Source organism: Nocardia tenerifensis NBRC 101015 (assembly GCF_000308715.1).
GTDB classification, from domain to species: Bacteria; Actinomycetota; Actinomycetes; order Mycobacteriales; family Mycobacteriaceae; genus Nocardia; species Nocardia tenerifensis.
In genome coordinates, this window is record NZ_BAGH01000108.1 from 1 (window position 1) to 17,458 (window position 17,458).

The following is a 17,458-nucleotide window of genomic DNA, read 5'->3' on the forward strand; positions in this document are numbered from 1 at the left end:
GCGCAGGGCGCACAGGGGTTGCGTCGGGGGCGGCGAGGTATCGGCGGTGCGGAGTTCCGGTGGGGCGCATGGTCGTTGTGGCGACTCGGCTCAGGGCGCACAGGGTCGCGTCGGGGGGCGGGCGAGGTATCGGCGGTGCGGAGTTCCGGTGGGGCGCATGGTCGTTGTGGCGACTCGGCTCAGGGCGCACAGGGTCGCGTCCGGGGGTGGCCGAAAATTCGGCGGCGCGGAGTTCCGGACAGGGTTTGGACCGTGGTCGCATGGCGGCTGCGGCGCGACCCTAGCAGGGTTGAGCTGGGTGTGATGAGGTCGGTGAGATCAGTTTCGGCGAGTTCTATTGCTGCGCAAGGAGTTCGAGTGCGATGACGGTGAGTTCGGATGCTACCGAGGCTGATTCGGGGCTGAGTGAGGCCAGGCTGGCGATCGCGTCGGCGCGGCGGGTTGTGGTGAAGATCGGGTCGTCGGCGTTGACCAGCCTGAAGGGCGGGCTCGACACCGCACGACTGGACCGGCTCGCCGACGCCGTCGAGGCGCGGATGCGCGCGGGATCCGATGTGGTGGTGGTGTCTTCGGGCGCGATCGGCGCGGGCATCGCGCCGCTCGGCCTGAGCAGCCGACCCCGCGACCTCGCCACCAAGCAGGCCGCCGCCAGCGTCGGGCAGCTGGCGCTCGCGCACGCGTGGGGCACCTCGTTCGGGCGATACAACCGCACGGTCGGCCAAGTCCTGTTGAGCGCCGACGATTTCGCGCGCCGCGAGCACCACCGCAACGCGCAGCGCACGCTGGACCGGCTGCGCTCGCTCGGCGCGATCGCCGTTGTGAACGAGAACGACACCGTCGCAACCGAAGAGATCCGCTTCGGCGACAACGATCGGCTCGCCGCGCTCGTCGCCCACCTGGTCGGCGCCGACGCGCTGGTGCTGCTCTCCGACGTCGAGGGCCTCTACGACGGCGACCCGCGCAAGGGCGCCGCGAATTTCATCCCCGAGGTGCGCAGCAGCGCCGACCTCGACGGCGTGATCGCAGGCAGCGGTGGCGCATTGGGCACCGGCGGCATGGCCTCCAAGCTGTCCGCCGCGCGCCTCGCCGCCGACGCCGGCGTCCCCGTCCTGCTCGCCGCGGCCACCGCCGCCGACGAGGCTCTCTCCGGCGGCAAGGTCGGCACCGCCTTCGCCGCGCGCTCGATTCGCCTGTCCGCCCGCAAGTTCTGGGTCCGCCACGCCGCCGACAGTCGCGGCGCCCTGCTCGTCGACGAAGGCGCCGCCCGCGCCGTCGAGAACCGCCGCTCCCTCCTGGCCGCCGGCATCACCGCCCTCCGCGGCCGCTTCTACGGCGGCGACGTAGTAGACCTGATAGCCCCCGACACCCGCACCATAGCCCGAGGCGTAGTCGCCTACGACAGCACCGAACTGACCACCATGCTCGGCCACTCCACCGCCGAACTCCCAGACACCATGCAACGCCCGGTAATCCACGCCGACGATCTAGTAAAGGTCTAACCGCCCCCCAGCGCAGCCTCCAGCCATGCGCGTCGAGCAGGTCCACCGTGGTTCCCACAGCGCTTCCACACCTTTCACAGGGCGTCCAGCCCTTGTGAACGGTATGCGAGCACTGTGAGTTCCCCTGTGCACGGTCGCAGACAGGCTGGTGTGCATTGATCAAACTGCCCACTCGGCACGGCCCTGTTGCACGCGCGGCAGCACTCGCACAACCATCGAGCAGAGTCATATGGCGGCTAAACGATATTGGGAAGCAGCCATTCGACTCTGATGATCTTGTTGATGCTCTCGGTGTCGCCCAGTGGCAGTGGCACGCTGGGTGTAGCGGGGCTGGCCTGCGTGAGCTCTGCGGCGCGTGGATGTGCACCGAGCAGAGTCATATGATGGCTGGCCGATCTTGGGGAGCGACCATTTGACTCTGCTGATCTTGTCGATGCTCTCGGTAGCACCTCAGCGGCGGTGGGCACGCTGGGGCGAGTAGGGCGTGCCTGGGTGCCGGCGAGCAGAGTCATATGGCGGCGAAACAATCTTGGGGAGCGACCATTGGGCTCTGCTGATCTTGTTGACGCTCTCGGTGTCAGCCAGCGGCAGTGGGCACGCTGGGGCGAGCAGGGCGTGCCTGTGTGAGGTCTGGGGCGCGTGGAGGGCAGCGGGCAGAGTCATATGGTGGCTGGCCGATCTTGAAGGGCGACCATATGACTCTGCTGGTCTTCGAGGGTCTCGGTGTTGCCATGCTTTGACGGGGCACGCTGTGGGGAGTGGGGGTGGGGCGCGCTATCTATGGTCAGCGTTGCGAGTGCGCCAAAGGGTTTGGCGCACTTGCGGCTTCGGTTATGGGGGGACGACTCCTGGTTGGTTTGTGGTGGACGGTGGTTGTTGCTGGTCTTCCGGGGGGATTGGGCCCGTTACGCCTGGTTGGCCGCCTGGGTCTGGGAGGGGGGCAGGGGGTTGTGCTGGGCCGGGAGGAGGCGGTGGGGGTGCATGTTCGGCCGGCGGTGGCGGGGGTGGTGCCTGCTGAGTTGGAGGTGGCGGGGGTGGTGCCTGCTCGGTGGGGGGTGGTGGTGCCTGTTGGGGTTCAGGTGCCGGTTGCGGGGAGGGCGGCGCCTGTTGGGGTGGCGGCTCACTACTCGGTGGCGCGGGTGGCGGTGCTTGCTGTGTTGTCGGCGGTACCGGCGGGGGCGCCTGTTGAGCCGACGGCTCGTGGCTCGGGGATGCGGGTGGTGGCACTTGTTGAGGCGACGGTTCGTGGCTCGGCGATGCGGGCGGGGGCGCCTGTTGAGGCGACGGCTCGGGGCTCGGCGATGCGGGCGGTGGCGCTTGTTGGGCGGACGGCTCAGGGCTGGCCGGAGCCGGTGGGGCTTGATGGGTTGTCGGCGGTGCCGATGGTGTCGCCGGCGGAGCGGACTGAGTCGGCGGAGCGGTCGGCTGCGGATCCGGAACCGGGCGCGGCGGCGTCGTAGTGCTCGGCGGCGCTTGGGATTCCGGCACCGAGGGGGCCGGCGGATGACCGTTCGGCTGGGTCGGGCTCGGCTGGGCGGGGGCTCGGCCCTCCGGCTGGCTCGGCGCCGGCGGGTACTCCGGCTCGCTCTGCGGGGCCGATCGATGTTGTTGCGGGACAACGGTGCTCGGCTTGATGGCGGTGGGCGACTCGGGCGGCGCGGGCAGCGCGGGAACGGCCTTGCCCGCCATTCCGTAGGCCGGCTTGTACACCATGTTCATCGCCAGCACGGCCTCTTGCCGCAGCGCCTCCTCGGCCATCTTGGCGTCGATGACGTGCGCGGCCTCGAGTAGTCGGGCCACGGCGCCGATCGGCCCGGACGAACCGGGCGGCGCGACGGCGATCTTCACCGCCTCGGCGGCCGCGGCGACGCCGCCCAGCCGGGCGCCGACCTGGCCCATGACCGCGGCGAGCTCGTCGGCCGAGGCCGCGAAACTCTGGATGCTGGCGTAGGCGGCGTCGGCCGCGGCGCCTTTCCACTCCGCGGAGTCCATGACCCGGTCCACGCTGCCCCGGGTGAGCGGGAAGGAGGTGCTGATCGTGCCCGCAGCCTCCAGCCACGCGACGGAGGCGCGCAGGATCTCGGCGGCGTCGATCTGCTGGGTCTTGGCGTAGATCTCCTCGTGCCGCATCGACTCGAAATGCTCCATCGAGCTGATGTAGTCGGGATCGGTGCCGGTCATCGCGGCAGCCTCGTCGCGACGGCGCGCAGGGCGGCGGCGTTGGCGGCGTCGGCTTCCTCGAGTAATCCGCCGCTGATCAAGAAGGCCTCTTTCATCCGGTAGGCGGCCTCGATGTAGTGATCTAGCAACGTGGCGGCATCCCTGGCTTTGTGACCGAACCCAGCCTGTAACTGCTGCGCCGACACGAATCCGCCGAATCCGCCGAGCTCCGAGACGGTTTCGAGGCGTTGTTGCAGGTGGATCAGGCGCTCGGCCTGCTGGTCGTACATCTCGGCGCAGCGCCGCGCCGCGGCCGGATCGAACTGGACGGTGCCTGCCTGGGCCGCTTGCTTGAACCGGACGATATCGGCTCGGCTGGTCTCGATCGTCATCGCACACCCCTGAGATGGTCGGTCAGCCTCAGACTAGCCCGTGGCCGCGCCGACAGGGAGCAGTGGTTATCGGTCGGCATCGGCACGGTGGCTCATGGCTGAATGCGTTTTTGCAGTTGTGCGCCGATCTGTTCGGCGGAGGCGGGGGTGATGTGAACTTCCTTGCCCGCCCTGAGGAGGTAACGTCCGTCGCCCTTGACGTCGAACCAGGTGTAGTGGATCGCCGGCGCCCGCACGGGCTGGTCGAGCGCGGATTCGATCCGGATGTGCCCTTCGGCGCTGTGCGGTTTGAGCAGCAGTCTGCGAATGCGCGGCGCGAGCGGCTGCTGCGCGACGACCGTCTCCTCGTCGCGCACGGCCGCCGTCGGCGCGACGCGTGCCGGTTCGTGGCCGGGCGGCGCGGCGGGCAGCAGGCTCGCGATCCGGGCGCCGAGTTTGCCGCTGTGTCCGATGGTGAGGCGAACGCGCCCACCGAAATCCGGGGTCGAGCCCGGCTCCTGCACAGCGAGCACGGCTCGGTCGAAGATGGCCGCGGCGAGCAGTCTGATCTCGCTGCCCGGCGTGTGCAGGCCGCCGATCGCCACGATCCTGGTGTGCGGGGCGGCCAGAATGCGCAGGCAGGCACTGAGATCGGGGTCGGCGCGCAGCGGCAGCCGTTCGTCCAGCGTGGCGCGCAGGCGGTCGGCCTCGTCCTCGGTGCGCGGGGTCTCCAGGATCCGCAACGGATACGGATGCCGATCGAGGTCGGTCTCGCGCCAGAGGTGGGCGAACTCGTCCGGAGTGAAGGTCCAACTCACCGCCCGAATCACATCCTCACCGCACACACCGAAACTGCCTCGTAGCTTAACGGTCGTCGCGCGCGGGGGCGGTTGCCGCACCGGGCACCTAATATTGTGGGCTAACACTGCGGTGAATTCTCGGATATATCCAAACAACCCCGTTGTTTTGCGCGGCCCGGGTCAGCCGGTGCGTGGTGCTTCGGCACGATGATCCGGGGATGAGGGGAGCGTGCCGTGCAGGTGCTTGGACCGTGGACCGATATCGCGACGATCGCCGCGGTGGGCGGCGGCAAAGCGCGCGGGCTGTACCGGTTGGGGCAGAGCGGTTTTCGAGTGCCGGACTGGACCGTGCTCGGCACCGACGTCTTCGCGCGGTTCACCGCGGAGACCGATCTCCTGCGCGAGGTGACCGAGGTCACAACATCGGCTGTCCTCGATGAGACACTCCTGGCCGCCGCCGCGCTGCGCGACGAGATCCTCGCGACGCCGCTGCCTCCCGAGGTCCGCGAGTTGATCGCCGACGCCTATGCCCGCCTGGGCGGTTCGGTCGCCGTGCGCTCCTCGGTGGTCGCCGAGGACGGGCCCGAGCATTCCTACGCGGGCCAGTTCGACTCCTTCCTGAACGTCAACGGCGTCGACGCGGTGCTCGACCGGGTGCGCGACTGCTGGGCGTCGGCGTTCTCGGAGCGATCGCTGCGCTACGCGTTCACCCACGGACAGCCGAGAACGGGCGCGGTCGCCGTTGTGCTGCAACGGTTGATCGCGCCGCGGGCCAGCGGCGTGCTGTTCACGGCGAACCCGATCAGCGGCGCGCGCGACGAACTGGTCGTCAGCGCGGTCTACGGGCTCGGCGAGGGCCTGGTGTCGGGCGCGCTGGACGCCGACTCGGTGGTGGTCGACAAGTCCTCCGGGGCAGTGCTGGAAACCGTGGTGGGAGACAAGGATCGGTCGTACGTGCCCGGCGGGGACCAGGGTTACACGATCAGCGAGATCGACGCGTCGCACCGCGAACTGCCCGCGCTCACCGACGCCGAGATCGCGGAGATCGTCGAACTCGGCCGCAAGCTCGAGGCCGAGTTCGACGCCCCGCAGGACGTGGAGTGGGCGATCGACGAGGACGGACTCTGGTTCCTCCAGTCGCGCCCGATCACCACCACGCTCGGCGCCCGATCCGACGCGGTGCTGCGCGGCGCGGGCGAGGTCGTGCCCGACGGCGAACAGCGAATCTGGGACAACTCCAACATCATCGAGAGCTTCAACGGCCTCACCTCCCCGCTCACCTACACCACGGCCGCCGACATCTACGGCCGCGTGTATCACGGCTACGCGAAGTCCCTCCGGGTGCCCGCCGCACAGCTGCGGCAGACCGAGCGCTGGACTCCGGTGCTGCTCGGCTACTTTCACGGCCGCGTCTACTACAACCTGCTGCACTGGTATCGCATGGTCGGCATCGCGCCGGGATATCCGTTGAACCGCAAGGTGCTCGAGGCCGCGCTCGGCGTGGACGAGCCGCTGCCGGACGACATCGCGAAGACGTTGCGCCCGTTCACCTTCGACAACCCGCTGCGCCGACTGCGTTCGCGCGCGGTGACCACGGTGACCTACCTGCGGCGGCTGTTCGGCATCGACGCCATCGTCGAGCAGTTCATGACCGACTTCTACCGCGTCTACGACGAGTACGACGCCATCGACTACACCGCACTCTCCGGGCCGGAAGCTTATGCGGCATACCGGAGAGTGGATCGCGACCTAGTCGACCGCTGGGGCCCGCTCATGGTGCTCGACGCGATCCTGCTGACCTGCACGGGTTCGATGTTCCTGCTGACCAAGCTGCTGCTGCCGAAGGCGCCGGAGTGGTTCCTGTACGCGGTGATCGGGCCGGGTGCCGACGTCGAGTCCGCCGAGCCCGCCCGCGCCATGAAGGCCCTCGCCGACGCGGTACGCGCCGACCCCGAGCTGACCGCGCTGGTGAATTCGACCGCGCCGGAACGCGTTTACCCCGCGCTGGCGGACCGGCCGGACTTCCGCGACCGGGTCGACGCCTACATCGATCGCTACGGCTATCGAAGCCTGGACGAGCTGAAGCTGGAAACGCCTGATCTGCGCGAGGATCCGGCGAGCCTGTTCGTCATGCTGCGCAGCGCGCTGCCGGACGCGCCGCTCGGTCACCGCGACGAGGCCGAGCAGTACCTCGACGCGCACCTGCGCGGACTGCGGCGTCGCGTCTATGAACGACTGCGCGGCAAGGTTTCTCGCTGCGCCGCGCACCGCGAGCGCCTGCGCTTCTGCCGGACCCGGGCCTTCGGCATGGTCAAGCGGATGATCCGGGTGATGGGTCGCGACCTGGCCGAGCGCGGTGTCATCGACGAGTTCTCCGACGTGTTCTACCTCACCGTGCAGGAACTGCGGGCCTGCTATGACGACGCGGGCCCCGCCGATCTGCGCGAGCTCGTCGGCGCGCGAAAGGCGCAGCGCGCCAAGGACGCCGGGCTCGTCGCCCCGGCCAGGTTCGTCACCACCGGGTCGACGTTCGGCCGAGCCGAGCTGGCGGCCCAGGGGTGGGTGCCGATCACCGACACCCCCGCGGCCGAGGCGGGCACGGTGCTTGCGGGCACACCGTCGGCCGCGGGCCTCGTCGAGGGCGGCGCGGTCGTCGTCGACGAGCCGCGCGACGTCGCGGGTGGCATTCTGGTGGCGTATCGGACCGACCCGGGCTGGGTGGCCGCGCTGCCCTCGGCGTCGGCGCTGGTCATCGAGCGCGGCAGCCCGCTCACCCACGTCGCGATCGTGGCGCGGGAACTCGGGGTGCCGACGGTCGTCCAGGTCAAGGACGTGACCAAGCGGGTGCGGACCGGTATGCGCATCCGTGTCGATGGCACGAACGGAACCGTTACCGTGCTGGCCGAAGGAGATGACCGCGATGGAGCATGACAAAGACGTTGCGGCCGTCCGGGATTGGCTAGCCGACCCGGCCGGGCAGGCCGGGATCCACCTAGCGGACGAGGCCGACGGCTGGGACTACCGAAGCTACGCCGACCTGGCCGAGCAGACCTGGTCGATCGCCGCGCTCATGCGCGAGCACGGAATGTCGAGCGGCGACGGCGCCTGCGTGATCATGCCGACCGGGTTCCCCTGTGTCGCGGCGTTCTACGCGGTGTGGGCCTGCGGCGGGGTGTTCACGCCGGTCGCCCCGCCGATGTTCGGCGACCTCGACCAGATCATCGCCCATATCGCCGCGATCCTGGTACGCGCGGAGCCGCGGCTGGTGGTCACCTCCACCGAGTTCGAACAGTTCGTGCGGCAGGCGGCGACGGCGGCCGGACGCACCGACGAGCCGCTGGTCATCGACGCGTCGACGCTGCGCCCGTGCCCGCCGGAAGAGCGCGAGTTCGGCGCGCCCGACGAGTGCGCGCTGCTGCAGTTCACCTCCGGCTCCACCGCCGCCCCGCGCGGCGTGCGGGTGAGCTGGCACAACCTGGCCAACAACATCGCGATGATCTCCGCGCTCGTGCAGTGGCGCCACGGCGACTCGATGGTGTCCTGGCTGCCGCTCTACCACGATATGGGGCTGGTGGGCGCGTTCCTCACCACCGTCACCAACCAGGGCGACCTGTACCTGATGCGCCCCGACCAGTTCGTCCGCGACCCCGCCCGCTGGCTGCGCGCGATGGCCCGCGCCCAGCACTCGCCGTCGCCGTCGTTCGCGCTCGGCTATGTGGCGCACCGGGTTTCGCGCGAGGAGATCGCCGACCTCGATCTGTCCGGCTGGCGCACGCTCGCCGTCGGCTCCGAGCCGGTCGAGGTGGCCGACCTCCAGTCGTTCGCCGAACTCACCGGCCCCCTTGGCTTTTCGATGAACGCCTACACGCTGGCCTACGGCTTGGCGGAGGCGACGCTGATGGTTACCTCCTCGGCCCGGCACCGCCCGATCACCGCCCTGCGCATCGACACCTCCACCCTGCGCCTCGGCGAGCCCGTCACCATCCTCGAACGGGAACAGCTCGACGACACCCACCGCGTCGACGGCGCGGGCTGGATCACCGGGCTCGGCTACTCGACGCCCGAATCGACTGTGACGGTGATGGACTCGCAGGGGCGTCGGCTGCCCGACGGTACGCTCGGCGAGATGGTGGTGGTCGGCGACTCGGTGGCGCTCGGCTACTCCGACGAGGCCGAGGACGCGTCGACCAGGATCGTGGACGGCGCGCTGTACTCCGGCGACGCCGGATTCCTGCACCGCGGTGAGGTTTTCGTGCTCGGCCGGATGGGGTCGAGCCTGAAGGTGCGCGGGCGCTCGGTGTTCATGGAGGACATCGAGTCGCGCGTCGCCCAGGAGACCGGGATCACCAAGGGCAAGCTCGCCGCCGTCGCGATCACCGAGCCCGGCGAGCGCGGCATCGCGCTGTTCGCCGAGGCAAAGCCGGGCGACTGGATCGCCGAGGCGCGCAAGATCATTCACAGCGAGGTGGGCGCCGGGCAGACCGTCACCATCGTCACCGGTCCTCGCGGGATCATCCGCCGCACGTCGAGCGGTAAGCCGCGGCGGCGGCACATGTGGGAACAGCTCCGTAGCGGAGCCCTGGCGGACGCCGTGGTGCACGATGCCGATGGCCCGCCCAGCGATATGGAGCCGCCCGGCCGGTCCGCCGAGGGCAGCAATCGAGCCGAGGCTCCGGCGTTCCGAGACGCCGAGGAAGCGATGCCCGTGCCTGCGCTGGCCGCCGAGCGAGTGCGTGGGCTGCTCGACGCCGCGCTGGAAAGCGTTGCAGTGCCAGCGGATTCGACCGTGTTGTTCGAGGGCTCACTGGCCGAGGGCTTCGGCAATGACGGGTCCGACGTGGACTTCCTGGTGCTGGCCCCCGGGGACGAGGAGCTACCGACGCTGCCGACGGTGCTGTTCATAGACGGCCGCCGGGTCGAAGTGCGCACCCGGTCCGAATCACAACTCCGGCGCCAGCTCCTACAGGTCGCCGATGCCGCGACCGTGACCGAACTCGATGAGGATCTGCTGAACCGGTGCCAGCGATTCCTGCGGGCCACGGTGGTACGGCCCGGCACACCGGATGTGTCCGAATTACGCGCGCTCCTACCGCATTCCACGTTCAAGACGCTGATCGCGGACTGGTGGACCGCCCGCGCCCAGCAGGCCCTGCGATACGCCATCGCGCTGCGCACCCTGAAAGCCCGTGCAGAGGCGATCGATTGGGCCCGCAACGGCTTGCTGCAGGCCGTCAAGGGCTGGGCGGCGCGCCGCGGCGAGAGCTACCTGGAAACCAAATGGCTGCCGCGGCAGTTGGATCGGCTCGGCGCCGACGAGATCATCGACCGCTACCGGGAACTCGCGGACCCCGGCGCCTGGGCCGGTGACGACACCGACCGCACCTACGGCGACATCCTCCCCGACGCGACGGCGCGGGCGCTGTCGGAACAGACGACCTGGCGACAGCTCATAGCACTCGCCACCGACCTCGGCGTCGACATCGTCGACGATCCCGACCAGATCCTGTTCGCGCGGGTGCCGCTCGTCACCACCTGGAACATCGGCGAGCGCGTGCACGTCCTGCGCGGTGACAGCGAGGTTTTCGTGCTCTCGGACAGCGCCGCCCGCGCCTGGCGCTCGGTGGTGTTCCGTCACTCGCTGTCCGCCGTGCTGGCCCGCGCACCGCAGGACCACACCGCCGAGCTGGCCGAGTTCCTGCGCCTCGGCCTCGTCGGATTGCAGTGGCGCCGTGGCGAACTCCTCACTCCCGCCCTCGCCATGTGCAAGCCGTTGCGCCCGTACACCCCGGTGCCCGCCGCGGTCGCCCCCGCGCTCGGCGTGAACGGCGCCGCGCGCGCGGACGCGATCGCGACGCTCTCGCCGCTGCCCGCGCGCCGCTTCACCGAGTGCGGCATGAACCTGGTGTGGTCGAACATCGTGCTGGAGAACGCCCGTGAGGACCTGAAGGGCGCTCTGGCGAACTACCAGGGCGCCGTCGCCGACATCGCGGCTCACCGGATGATCGCCATGGCCGTGCGGGTGTTGCTGTCCGCCTTCGGCATTCACCCGCTGCCCGCCGACGTCGCACCGCCGTCCACCCTGCGCCGCCTCCTGCCGCCGCACGCCCGGCGCCGCGACGACCTGCTCGCTGCCCTGGAAACGACTCGGCGCGTGCGCTTCTCGGAGCCGGTGACCGGCGACGCCGGACTCGCCGTGCTCGACGACTTCGTCACGCTGGTGCGTTCGGTCGCCGCGGACCGGGCGGCCACGCCGTTCCCTGCCTCGTTCGACTCGCGCGAGCAGTGGCGGCGCACTCTGGACATCGGCTACGACTGGCTGCGCATCGCGGGCTATCTCGACACCGACCTCCCGCTGGACGAGGCCCGGGATCTCCTGGCCTCCGGCGGGCAACAGCCGCACCTACGCGGGGAAGGAACGGTGCGATGACAGCCGTCGCCGACGCCGCGGTCGCCGAGCGGGTGCGCGGCCTGGTCCACGCGATGGCCCCGGACCCGTACGTCCGAGCCACCGATGACCAAAGGCTGATCGAGGACCTGGGTTTCGAGTCGCTGCGGTTGATGGAGCTGACCGTCGTGCTCGAGCGCGCGTTCGACCTGCCGCGCCACCGGCCGGAGCGGTTGGTCGGGGTGCGCCGGGTCGGCGATGTCATCGCACTGGTCACGGCCGGACTCGCCGCGGGCTCCGCCGAGGAGCACGCGCCGCGGGTGAGCAAGGACAGCAGCCGATTACTGGGCCATGTCGGCGCCGAGCGGCAGCACGACGACGGAATGGGCAGGCGCGACACGGTTCTCGTCACCGGCGCCAGCGGACTGGTGGGCGCAGAGGTGGTCGCGCGGCTGGCCGCGGCGAGCTACCCGGTCGCCGCCGTGCTGCACAACAACGCGCGCATCGTCCGCAACGACGGAACCGCCCTCGGCGCGGGCAGCCCGGTCGCCGGCGACATCAGGATGCCGGGATTCGGCCTGTCCCCGCGTGATTCGGCGGACCTGTCCGAGCGCGTCGGCACGATCGTGCACTGCGCGGCCACCACCGCCTTCGACGCCGACCCGCTCGACTACCACCAGCTCAATGTCCGCGGCACCGCTAACGCGGTGGCGCTGGCCAAGGCGTGGGACGTTCAGCTTGTGTACGTCAGCACCGCCTACGTGTGCGGCAGGCGCGGCGGCGTGATCACCGAGGACGAGCTCGACGCGGGCCAAAGCTTCGGAAACCGCTACGAGGAGAGCAAGTTTCACGCCGAGCACCTGGTCCGCGCGGCGGGCGGGCACGGCCTGCGCTGGTCGATCGTGCGGCCGGGCATCGTGACCGGCGCGCGCGGCAGCGGCGTGATCCGCGAGTACAAGAACCTCTACACCGTCGTGAAGCTGATGGTCGAGGGCAAGCTGCGCTCGCTGCCCGGCCGCTACGACGCGACGCTCGCGCTGGCGCCGGTCGACTACGTCGCCGAGGTGATCGCCGCGGCGGTCCTGGATTTCGACTCCGCCCACCAGCGCACCTTCCACGCGGTCGGGCGCGACGCGCTCTCGCTGCGCGAGGTGTCCGACGTGCTCGCCGAGTATCCGTCGTTCGAGGTCGCCACCTTCGTCCCCGAGGCGACCTTCGACGAGAACGACCTGGCCGGCGTGGAACGCGAGTACTACCGGCGCATCGGCTCCCTCTACACCAGCTATTTCGATCGCCGCGTGGCCTTCGACACCGCGAACGCCGAAGTGCTGCTTGGCAAACCGGCGCCCTCGACCGGCAAGGAGTATCTGCGCGTGCTGCTCGACTACTGTCTGGAATCCGGCTACCTAGGCGTGCCGCTGCCCTCGATCGAGGAAGTGCTGGCGCACAACGACTCCGGCGGGGCGCTGCGGTGACGGCGTCGCCGCGCGAGCTGCTGGCCGCACTGACGCCGCAGCCAGAGAAGGTGGCCGCCTACGCAGGTGACACCTATCTGCTCGAGACCGTCGAACAGCTCGACCGCCTCGGCGTCGACGCCGCGAAGTTCGCCAGGCAACACTCCATGCTCCTGCTCAAGCCGGACGCCATCGTCGCTCGATCCGTCGAACCGACGCTGGAATGGCTGGCGGACAACGGCTTTCAGGTCGTCTCCGCCGTTCGGGTGGCGGTCGACCGGCACTTCGCCCGCGCGCTGTGGTACTACGCCTGGAACATCGCCTCGCCCGAACGCAGACGCCTGGCCGATCTGCTGGTGGGCATCTCGGACGTGCTCGTCCTCGTCGTGCGCGGCGACGACGCGGAACTGCCTGTCCCCGTGCGTCTTACCGAGGCCAAGGGCGCGACCGATCCGCGTAAACGCAAACCGGGCGAGTTACGCCATCTGCTCGGCCGCCACAGTTATCTGCTGAATCTCGTGCACTCGCCCGACGATCCCGCCGACGTGCTGCGCGAACTGGCCGTCTACCTCGACGAGCCGCGCCGGGCGAAGGTGATCGCGGAGGCGACGGCGGCCGCGGATCGCTCGGCCGACGCACTCGCGCTGGCGAGCGATCTTTACTCGCGGACTCCCGCGCGCAGCTTCGACCGCACCGACGCGGTCCAGCGGATCCTGCGCGACCTCGAGACGACCGCCCCCGAGCTCGATCCGCTCTCGGACGCCGACTGCGCCCGCCTGCTGACCGGCGCGTGGGCCGAGGGGCGGGAGCTCGATCCGTGGTCGGTGATCGTGCTCGGGTCCTACGTACTTCCGATGCGGGTCGGCACGCAGCCGCAGACGCTGCGACCCGTGTCGGCGAAAGACTGGCTGGAGGAGAGGCCGTGACAGCGAACGCGGAAACGGTGAAGACGGCGACCCATCTGCGCACGATCTCGCGCGAACTGACGCACCGGTACGCCGTGTCGGAGGTGTTCGTCACCTCTCTGGACACCGTGGCCGAGCACCAGTTCGTGGTCGGGGCCCAATTACCCAGGATGCACGCCTATTACGGCGACCACGCCGGCTCGCTCGGTCTGCGCCACGATCCGCTGCTGGTGATGGAGGCGGCCAGGCAGGCCGCGATCGCGCTCAGCCACGAGTTCTACGGCGTCCCCGCCGAGATGGCGTTCATCGTGCGCACCTTCAACGGCACCGGCGCGGACACCCCGGCCTGGGAAATCGGCCCGGCCCCCGCCGATCTGGTGATGCGCGCGCGGGTGACCAGGCGGCACCTGCGCGGCGAGGCCGTGCAGGGCTTGGACATGGTGCTCGAAATCGACTGCGGCGGTGAGTCGATGATGACCGTCGACGGCTCGTTCTCCTGGGTGACCCCGCAGCAGTGGGCGGGATTGCGCGGCGCGTTCCGAAAGAGCGTCGGGCTCGGGCCCTTTCGCGGTGCGTCGGCGCTGGCCGATCGCGCGTCGGCGGCCGAGGTCGGGCGCGAGAACTGGCGCAATGTCGTGATCGCCTCGCCCGAGGTGTCCGGGTCGATCGCCCGCGCCGCGCTGGTCCCCGATCTCGGGCACCCGTTCCTGTTCGATCATCAGCTCGACCACGTCCCCGGCAGCCTGCTGATCGAGGCGTGCCGGCAGACCGCGCTGGCCATGGTGCTGCACCGCTCGCCTCGATTGGAGTGTGTCGGCAGCGGTTTCGAGCGGTTCGTGGAGTTGGACCGTCCGGCGGAGTGCGTCGCGGAGATCACCGGCCAGCAGGCCGACCGCACCGTGGTCCACTGCGAGATCAGGCAGTTCGACGCCGTCGCGGCCGAGCTGGATCTCGAATTCGCCGATGACGAACTGGATTTCGACGCCGAGGAAGCGGAGGCCGAACACTGATGGGCATCGAACTGCTCACCACCACCCGATCGTTTCGCCGTCGTCTGGATCTGACTCGGCCGGTGGAGCGACGAGATCTGCTGGAGTGCTTGGACATCGCGGTGCAGGCGCCGAGCGGCAGCAATCGGCAGCCGTGGCGGTTCCTGGTGGTCCAGGACGACGAGACCAAGCAGCGGATCGCTGAGTTCTACCGGAAGGGCTTCGAGGCCAATCTCGCCGGGCGCACGCCGCGACCGGACCAGCTCGGCGACCTCGCCTCCAGCCGCTATCTCGCGGAGCACCTGGGGGAGGTCCCCGCGCTCGTGTTCGTCTGCTCGCTCGGCCGTCTGCCGGAGCCCGCGTCGCCGCCGCGGCTGGCGAGCTTCTACGGGTCGATCTATCCGGCGGTATGGAACTTCATGCTCGCGCTGCGCGAGCGCGGGCTCGGATCGTGCCTGACGACGGCGCATCTGGCCTACGAGCGCGAGGTCGCGGACCTGCTCGGTATCCCGTTCGACGAGGTGACCCAGGTGGCCATGGTCCCGGTCGCGCACCTGCTGCCCGGCCATGACGGACCCGGGCGGCGCGCGCCCGCGGCCGAGGTGACGCTGTGGGATCGGTGGGCGTGACCCGTCCGCTGGCGTCCGCGGCGCGGATCGCCCGCTTCACCGCGGTGATGTACAAGCCGCACTACCTGCTGTACGGCGTGCTGTGGGTGCTCGGCCTGGAGGGCACCGCTTCGCTTGTGACGCAGCCGGATTCGGAGTGGCGGCCGACCGGCGCGACCGTGGTGCGGATCGTTGTCGTGGCGTTCGTCCTGCTGTATCTGCGGATGGTGGACGAGCAGAAGGATCTCGAGTACGACCGCGTGCACAACCCGGACCGGCCCTTGGTGACCGGCGCGGTGAGCGCCGTCGAACTGCGCGTGGCGATGGGGCTCATCGCGGTCGGGGCCGTCGCGGGCAGTCTCGCGCTCTCCGTGGGCTCCGCCGTAATGATCACTGTGGCAATGGCTTACGGGCTCGTGCTGTGGGGCCTGGAGCGGCTGTTCGACACCGTGCGGACCGGCATTCTGGTGAATCTCGTCGTCACCTATCCGGTGCAGCTGCTCGTCACCGGCTACGTCGTCGTCTCGGCGATCGACACCGGCGAGGTGCGCGCGCACTGGCGGGCCGCGGCGGTCGCCGCCGTCTTCGCGGGGGCCTTCCTCCAGTTCGAGTTCGCCAGGAAGACCTCGCGCGAACGCCGCCCGGACGAGCTGCTGTACTCGAATGCCTTGGGGCCCAATGGGAGCGCCGCGGCCTCGCTGCTCTGCGCGGCGGCGGCCGTGGTGGTCGATCTCGTTCTCGTCCGCCCGTGGGACCATTCGGTGTCGCTCATCGCCTGGCTTGTCGTTGCGCTGCTGCTGATTCCCGCCATCGGCGCGTGGAAGTTCGTCCGGGGCGACCGCACCGAGTACCCGATAGGGCCGGCCGTCGTGTTCATCCTCGCGCTCTACCTCACCCTGATCGGCCAAGCGCTGGTCTTGCCGTAGCGCACCGGGCGAACTCGGCTCCTCACCGTCGTGTCCCGGCGCGAGCGGGTCTCGGTTCTGCTGGAATGACCGAGAACGCTTCACCTCGATGCGGCGACCGGTCCGATACCGGAGAGATCGCTCCATTGCGCTGGGGAAGGGACTTTCGTGAGTACCGTGCGGCGAATCGTCGGAGGCGGCTGTCTGGTCGTGCTCGCCTCCGGCGTCGCGGTCAGGCCGGCCGAGTCGGCGGCCGACCCGGGGGCTTGCTTCATCGATCGCGGTTTGACCGACGCCATCGCGCTCTGTCACAACGGCGACGGCTCGTCCGTTCTCGAGGTCGAATGCCTTGGCATCAGCGCGCTTTCGACCCCCGGCGGCCCGATACTGGGTCAATACCCCGGCGTGGGCTCGGCGCCTTCCGTGGCCGGCCAGCCGATGCGGGCCTCCTGCTGGACGAGCAGCACCATGGGCATCACCACACGCGCGTTCGTGGCCCCGGCGGTGTCCTCCTGACGGATGGTGCGGACCGTCGTGCTCGGTCAGGACGCGAGTCGCGTAGCCGTCACCAGCACGGCCGTGTACTGCGCGGTGAAACTGCCGCCCGCCGCGTCGATAATGGCGCCCAGCCCCGCCAGCACCTCGTCCAGCAGCTCTTTCGGGAGCCTGGTGGCGATGCCGCTGGTGGCCGAGAACTCCAACCACTCATCGCGGGTATAGCGCTGCTCCCAACGGAATTCGCGCTCCTCGGGCTCGCCGAACGCACCCGAGCGGCGAATGCCGTCGGCCGCGTTGTCGATCATGGTCCCGTACGGCTTCGCGGCGGGGTCCGGAATCCGGCTGAAGGGCGAGTCCGGGAGCAGCCTGCGGTAGAGCTCACCGAATGCCGCGCTCAACTCGCTCGGCGGCTGACCCGCGTTCCAGAAGACGGCCAGCTGTCCGCCGGGGCGCAGCGCCTCGGCCGCCTTGGCCGCGCCCGCGACCGGATCCACCCAGTGCCAGGCCTGCCCGGCGACGACGGCGTCGAAGGTCCGGCCCGCGGGATCCCACGTCTCGAAGGTAGACACCTCTACCTCGATGCCCGCGCGGCGCGCGAATTCGGCCATGCGCCCGTCGGGTTCGACGCCGAGCACCGTGCAGCCCGCCGCCTGGAACTGCCGCGCGACGATGCCGGTGCCGATGCCGACGTCGAGCACGTCGGGCCCCGGACTGGCGGCGCGGATCGCCCGCACCATGGCCTCGGGGTAGCGCGGCCGCGAGCGGTCGTAGCGCTCGGCGTCCACGCCGAACGACTCCGCGATATCGCGGGCCTGATGGGACTGTTGCGCGGTAACGGACGGTTCTCCGGAAGGTAAAGTGGGCATGCGCCCACTATAAGTGGG

The 17,458-nt window shown here is 69.9% G+C and carries 13 protein-coding genes; 9 read left to right on the forward strand and 4 right to left on the reverse strand.

Annotated features, from left to right (window positions below; all coding sequences use genetic code 11):
- Positions 1-362: 362 nt before the first annotated feature.
- Positions 363-1,499 (forward strand): glutamate 5-kinase, encoded by a 1,137-nt coding sequence (proB, locus tag ON39_RS08710; protein ID WP_085998134.1) that lies wholly within the window; start codon positions 363-365, stop codon positions 1,497-1,499.
- 831 nt (positions 1,500-2,330) lie between these two features.
- Here the strand turns inward: proB and ON39_RS48565 are convergent.
- The 3 genes from ON39_RS48565 to ON39_RS08730 all read right to left on the reverse strand — a co-directional run bounded on the left by ON39_RS48565 (position 2,331) and on the right by ON39_RS08730 (position 4,848).
- Positions 2,331-3,680, reverse strand: coding sequence for a hypothetical protein (locus ON39_RS48565; protein WP_083894325.1), 1,350 nt, complete (start codon positions 3,678-3,680; stop codon positions 2,331-2,333).
- A complete protein-coding gene (locus tag ON39_RS08725) occupies positions 3,677-4,051 on the reverse strand; it encodes a hypothetical protein (protein ID WP_040732819.1) in 375 nt (124 codons plus the stop codon). The genes ON39_RS48565 and ON39_RS08725 overlap by 4 nt, the downstream gene beginning before the upstream one ends.
- Before the next feature lie 92 nt (positions 4,052-4,143).
- Positions 4,144-4,848 (reverse strand): ESX secretion-associated protein EspG, encoded by a 705-nt coding sequence (locus ON39_RS08730; RefSeq protein WP_040732832.1) that lies wholly within the window; start codon positions 4,846-4,848, stop codon positions 4,144-4,146.
- 216 nt (positions 4,849-5,064) lie between these two features.
- Between ON39_RS08730 and ON39_RS08735 the strand changes: the two genes are divergently transcribed.
- The 8 genes from ON39_RS08735 (at position 5,065) to ON39_RS08770 (ending at position 16,592) form a co-directional block, all read left to right on the forward strand.
- Positions 5,065-7,761, forward strand: a complete 2,697-nt coding sequence (locus tag ON39_RS08735) for a phosphoenolpyruvate synthase (protein ID WP_063713324.1) — start codon at positions 5,065-5,067, stop codon at positions 7,759-7,761.
- Positions 7,751-11,257, forward strand: a complete 3,507-nt coding sequence (locus ON39_RS08740; protein WP_040732834.1) for an AMP-binding protein — start codon at positions 7,751-7,753, stop codon at positions 11,255-11,257. The genes ON39_RS08735 and ON39_RS08740 overlap by 11 nt, the downstream gene beginning before the upstream one ends.
- Entirely contained in the window at positions 11,254-12,690 is a 1,437-nt protein-coding gene (locus ON39_RS08745; RefSeq protein ID WP_246003056.1) for an SDR family oxidoreductase, read from the forward strand. Before ON39_RS08740 ends, ON39_RS08745 begins: the two co-directional genes overlap by 4 nt.
- On the forward strand, positions 12,687-13,595 hold the full coding sequence (locus ON39_RS08750; protein WP_040732820.1) for a nucleoside-diphosphate kinase: 909 nt from the start codon (positions 12,687-12,689) through the stop codon (positions 13,593-13,595). The genes ON39_RS08745 and ON39_RS08750 overlap by 4 nt, the downstream gene beginning before the upstream one ends.
- Positions 13,592-14,584 (forward strand): ScbA/BarX family gamma-butyrolactone biosynthesis protein, encoded by a 993-nt coding sequence (locus ON39_RS08755; RefSeq protein WP_040732821.1) that lies wholly within the window; start codon positions 13,592-13,594, stop codon positions 14,582-14,584. The genes ON39_RS08750 and ON39_RS08755 overlap by 4 nt, the downstream gene beginning before the upstream one ends.
- Positions 14,584-15,192 (forward strand): nitroreductase family protein, encoded by a 609-nt coding sequence (locus tag ON39_RS08760; RefSeq protein WP_040732822.1) that lies wholly within the window; start codon positions 14,584-14,586, stop codon positions 15,190-15,192. The genes ON39_RS08755 and ON39_RS08760 overlap by 1 nt, the downstream gene beginning before the upstream one ends.
- Positions 15,174-16,097 (forward strand): UbiA prenyltransferase family protein, encoded by a 924-nt coding sequence (locus ON39_RS08765; protein WP_040732823.1) that lies wholly within the window; start codon positions 15,174-15,176, stop codon positions 16,095-16,097. The genes ON39_RS08760 and ON39_RS08765 overlap by 19 nt, the downstream gene beginning before the upstream one ends.
- A 147-nt stretch (positions 16,098-16,244) precedes the next feature.
- A complete protein-coding gene (locus ON39_RS08770) occupies positions 16,245-16,592 on the forward strand; it encodes a hypothetical protein (protein WP_040732825.1) in 348 nt (115 codons plus the stop codon).
- 26 nt (positions 16,593-16,618) lie between these two features.
- Here the strand turns inward: ON39_RS08770 and ON39_RS08775 are convergent, their stop codons facing one another.
- Positions 16,619-17,440, reverse strand: coding sequence for a class I SAM-dependent methyltransferase (locus tag ON39_RS08775; protein ID WP_040732826.1), 822 nt, complete (start codon positions 17,438-17,440; stop codon positions 16,619-16,621).
- Positions 17,441-17,458: the final 18 nt, after the last annotated feature.

Coding starts and splice junctions, on each gene's coding strand:
- proB (WP_085998134.1), top strand. CDS start 363: ATGACGGTGAGTTCGGATGCTACCGAGGCTGATTCGGGGCTGAGTGAG.
- ON39_RS48565 (WP_083894325.1), bottom strand. CDS start 3,680: ATGACCGGCACCGATCCCGACTACATCAGCTCGATGGAGCATTTCGAG.
- ON39_RS08725 (WP_040732819.1), bottom strand. CDS start 4,051: ATGACGATCGAGACCAGCCGAGCCGATATCGTCCGGTTCAAGCAAGCG.
- ON39_RS08740 (WP_040732834.1), top strand. CDS start 7,751: ATGGAGCATGACAAAGACGTTGCGGCCGTCCGGGATTGGCTAGCCGAC.
- ON39_RS08745 (WP_246003056.1), top strand. CDS start 11,254: ATGACAGCCGTCGCCGACGCCGCGGTCGCCGAGCGGGTGCGCGGCCTG.
- ON39_RS08760 (WP_040732822.1), top strand. CDS start 14,584: ATGGGCATCGAACTGCTCACCACCACCCGATCGTTTCGCCGTCGTCTG.
- ON39_RS08775 (WP_040732826.1), bottom strand. CDS start 17,440: ATGCCCACTTTACCTTCCGGAGAACCGTCCGTTACCGCGCAACAGTCC.